The sequence below is a fragment of the Kaistella sp. genome (assembly GCF_032060305.1).
GTDB classification, from domain to species: Bacteria; Bacteroidota; Bacteroidia; order Flavobacteriales; family Weeksellaceae; genus Kaistella; species Kaistella yananensis.
Genome location: NZ_DAMBHK010000122.1, coordinates 1 through 3,342, shown reverse-complemented (window position 1 = coordinate 3,342; position 3,342 = coordinate 1). Strand labels below are relative to the sequence as shown.

Below are 3,342 nucleotides of genomic sequence, written 5' to 3'. Positions count from 1 at the left end.
ATGAAAATCCTGATGGCTTTCGCGTATGCCGGAATGAGTTTTACTTTTGTTATGATGGCGGTGGGTCTTTATTTTATTTCAGTCGAAGAGTTAAAGACTGATCCTATAGCACTTTTTTCTCGGTATTTCCTTTACTATGCAGCACTGGATTTGGTTCTAAGGTATTTTATTCAGCAAATGCCAACGCAAAACATCAAACCATTTCTCACGCAAAATATCACCAAGAAAAAACTGGTGAACTATACCATCCTGAAAATTATTTTTAATTTTTTTAATTGGGGTTATCTGCTTTTTCTGTTGCCGTTTTGCGGTTTGCTTATTTTCCACGGAAGTTATTCTATCCCGGGGGTTTTAATGTTCCTCACAGGGATAATGGCAGTGTTCTATTTCAGTAATTTCGTAAATATTGTATTGAACAAACAGAATCTGGTTCTTTATACTGTAGCGGCGATAATGATTATTTTCGGTTTTCTGGAATATTACGGCTACGTTCATCTTTCTTCTTTTTCCGAAAAAATTTTTAAGGCTTTTTATGGAGTTCCTGGTGCCTTTTTGATTCCTGTATTGCTAGCCGCTGCTGCCGGATACTGGGCTTACCGCAATATTTACAGCAACTTTTATCTCGACAAAGGACTGGAACTTGAACAGGCAGTAGGTAAAACCGAAAATATCGATTTCCTTAACCGTTTCGGAACACTTGGCACTTTCATCAATAATGATATCCGACTTCTGAAAAGAAGCAAAGCTGCAAAGTCTGCGTTGTTTGCGGGAATTATGTTTTTATTCTACGGACTTCTATATTTTTCAGGCAAAGCTTATGCTACAGATTTTATGCGGGTCTTTCTCGGAATCTTTGTGACCGGTGGTTTTATGCTCATGTTTGGCCAAAGAGTACCCTCCTGGGACAGCTCCTATTATCCGCTGATGATGACGCAGAAAGTTCCCTATAAAGACTATCTGAAAGCGAAATGGGCGCTCGTGGTGCTCGCTACCGCTGTTTCTATGGTTTTGGCGCTGGGTTACCTGCTCATCAGCTGGGAATTTTATCTTACTATTTTTGCCGCCGGACTTTATAATCTTGGGGTGAACTCTTACCTCACTCTTTTGGCTGGAGCATTTAACAAAAAACCTATTGACCTCAATTCCAGCTCCAAATCATTTGGCGGCGGAGGAAATAACTTTAACATGAAAGTAATGCTGATAATGATTCCGCAAATGGTACTGCCAATGGGCGTTTTTGCACTCGTGAAATTTTTCTCGGGAATCGAAATTGCGGTTGCAAGTCTGGGAGCTTTAGGTCTTATCGGATTTTTACTGCGTGATAAAATTTTCGATTATATCGTGAAAATTTACAGATCCGAAAAATATTCAACAATAGAAGCATTTAAAAAAACAGCATAATTTAAGCTATAAACATGATAAACATTCAAAATATTTCTAAAATTTACGGCAGCAAAAAAGTTCTTCATATTGAATCTCTCCAAATCCCTAAAGGCGAAAGTTTTGGATTGGTGGGGAATAACGGCGCCGGTAAAACTACTCTTTTTTCGCTTTTGCTGGATTTAATAGAGCCATCATCCGGCTTTGTTGAAATTGGCGGTGATAAAGTAAATGAAAACGAAAACTGGAAAAATAAAGTTTCCGCCTTTATTGATGAATCATTTCTAATTGGTTATCTGACGCCCGAAGAGTATTTTTATTTTATCGGCGAGCTACGCGGGCAGGATAAGACGACGGTTAATGAGTTCCTGAAACAGTTTGACGATTTCTTCAACGATGAAATTCTGAATGCTAAAAAATATGTACGAGACCTATCGAAAGGCAACCAAAAAAAAGTAGGAATTGTTGGAGCGCTTATCGGCACTCCGGCAATCATTATTCTCGATGAACCATTTGCAAATCTGGATCCCTCTACACAGATAAAGCTTAAAAAACTCATCAGAACATGGTCTCAGAATGAGTCAGTTACTTTTCTTATTTCCAGTCACGACCTTGCTCATACTACCGAAGTGAGCGACCGAATTGTTGTCTTAAACAAAGGGGAACTCGTGAAAGACATCAGAACAAATCCCGAAACCTTGCGCGAACTCGAAGATTTTTTCGCCAGTTCCGTCTCTGTAGATTAATAAACAAAATCCCCGGAAAATTTCCGGGGATTTTTAATTTACGATAAGTTGAATTATGCTAAACCTCCGACCATATCTTCCGGTTTTACCCATTCATCAAATTGTTCGGCGGTTAAAAGCCCCAGATTAACTGCTTCTTCCTTTAAAGTGGTTCCGTTTTTATGGGCAGTTTTTGCAATTTTCGCGGCATTTTCGTAACCTATATGAGTGTTCAGAGCGGTTACCAACATTAACGATTTATCTACGAGCTCTTTAATTCTAGGCTCGTTAGCTTCAATACCTATTGCGCAGTGATCATTAAAAGAAATACAGGCATCGCCTAAAAGCTGAGCCGACTGCAGAAAATTATAAGCCATCACGGGTTTAAAAACATTCAGTTCATAATTCCCCTGCGTTCCTGCAAATGAAATGGTGGTGTCGTTCCCCAAAACCTGTGCGCAAACCATCGTCATTGCTTCGTTTTGTGTAGGATTTACTTTTCCGGGCATGATGGATGATCCAGGTTCGTTTTCAGGAATTAAAATTTCCCCGATACCGGAACGCGGCCCCGAAGCCAGAAAACGGATATCCTGTGCGATTTTGTAGAGAGAAACTGCCAGCTGCTTCAAAGCACCGTGACTTTCAACAATCGCATCATGAGCGGCAAGCGCTTCAAACTTATTGGGTGCCGTAACGAATGGCAGTCCGGTAAATTCTGAAATATATTTTGCCACCAAAACGTCGTAACCTTTTGGGGTATTAAGGCCCGTCCCCACCGCTGTTCCGCCCAGAGCGATTTCTTGCAGATGATCTAAAGTATTGGCAATGGCTTTCATCGCATAATCGATTTGGGCAACATATCCAGAAAATTCCTGCCCGAGGGTTAACGGTGTGGCGTCCATGAGATGTGTTCGCCCGATCTTCACAATGTTTTTGAAAGCTTCGGCTTTTTCCTGGAGTGTATTTCTAAGTTTTTCTACAGCCGGCAACGTGTGTTCCACCACTTTTTTATAAGCAGCAATATGCATTGCTGTAGGATAGGTATCGTTCGAGCTTTGTGATTTGTTGACGTCATCATTCGGGTGGATTTCAGACTTTTCGCCTAAAGTTCCGCCGTTATTTACGTGTGCTTTATTGGAAATCACTTCATTCATATTCATATTGCTCTGGGTTCCTGAGCCCGTTTGCCAAATAACCAAAGGAAACTGGTCGTTTAATTTCCCCTCCAGGATTTCAT

General features: G+C 40.6%; 3 protein-coding genes. 2 read left to right on the top strand and 1 reads right to left on the bottom strand.

The window, feature by feature from the left end:
• Window positions 1–1,401 (top strand): DUF5687 family protein (locus V5N63_RS11440; protein ID WP_332034044.1); only part of this gene is annotated, 1,401 nt, incomplete at its 5' end.
• A gap of 14 nt (window positions 1,402–1,415) precedes the next feature.
• A complete protein-coding gene (locus V5N63_RS11435) occupies window positions 1,416–2,126 on the top strand; it encodes an ABC transporter ATP-binding protein (protein ID WP_088468288.1) in 711 nt (236 codons plus the stop codon).
• 53 nt (window positions 2,127–2,179) lie between these two features.
• Here the strand turns inward: V5N63_RS11435 and fumC are convergent.
• Window positions 2,180–3,342 (bottom strand): class II fumarate hydratase (gene fumC / locus V5N63_RS11430; RefSeq protein ID WP_332034043.1); only part of this gene is annotated, 1,163 nt, incomplete at its 5' end.